Annotated in this window: 1 protein-coding gene; it reads left to right on the top strand. The window is 39.2% G+C overall.

Annotation, left to right across the window (positions count from 1 at the left end; genetic code table 11):
• Positions 1 to 211 precede the first annotated feature (211 nt).
• A partial coding sequence (locus NPX98_RS06585; protein ID WP_269023353.1) for a DUF1561 family protein occupies positions 212 to 1093 on the top strand: 882 nt, incomplete at its 3' end.

The following is a 1093-nucleotide window of genomic DNA, read 5'->3' on the forward strand; positions in this document are numbered from 1 at the left end:
AGGCAAGATAGAACAAGACTTAATATGATCAAATGATAATAATCGTCTAAAAAGCCTTACATCTTTACATGAGTAATACATTATGTACCTTATGCCTTAAAGTAGCCTCAAAGAGCAACTAGGCGCTAACAGTATAAATAGCGGAACTAAACTGTGTGTGTCTGAATACACAGAGAGATCACCTTTTTTCGATTAAGGGGATTATAGTTCTATGAAACAAGATCATTTGAAGTTCTTTTTGTTTGTTTTCATTTTTTTTTTACAGGTCTGCGCTCTTTATGCCAGCTCTTTTTCTTTGCAGGCGCCTATTAGCGAGATTACGCTTCGTAAGCTTCAGTTTATGAGTAATGATATTCCTCAACGGGTTCCCGATCCGCCCATTGATAAGCCTATCTATGTTACGATGTATACTGAAAAGGTTTATTGCTATGTTCCAACCTTTTTAGAAGGCGAAGGGTATATTTATCTCGACTATTGTTCTTCTGCCAGCAATTTTCCTGCCCGTTATGATGTATTTCAAAGGATTGGTTGGAACATAAATGGTGTGTGGTTGTGTATGACGGCACCCGGTTCTGTGACGGGCATTGAAGGAGATGGACAGACGAGATGGGATTATATTTTACTCCGTCCTTGTGTCATCAATGATGCCAACCAACGTTGGATTATCAAAGACGATGAGGGCGCTTTTTATACGGCAGATGGAAGGTTTCGTGTTAAGCATTATAACTGGTATACTTATATTTCACAATATTCCATGGATTACGACGATCATTTTCTCAAAGAACCTGAGATGAAAGATTGGCAAAAAACCGTTGCAGCCCCTGGGAATATCAGTCTTAAAACCACCATAGGTTGGAGATATGCTTCGAGTTCTGGGTTTACGATGTATTATCTTACGGATGATGCTCGCTCAGGGACGGCACCTTTTTATTTTTATTATAATCCCGAGAATGGTCATCTTGCCAGCTATTACCCAGGTTCTGGTTTGCTATCTTGCATGGTTTCTAAACAGTCTTCTTCAAGTGATTGGGATTGGATAGAGTGGAGATTTTGTAAGGATATAGTTTCGCAAGGAAAGGATATAGCGTATTGG

It is taken from the genome of Bartonella sp. A05 (assembly GCF_026930145.1).
Classification (GTDB): domain Bacteria; phylum Pseudomonadota; class Alphaproteobacteria; order Rhizobiales; family Rhizobiaceae; genus Bartonella.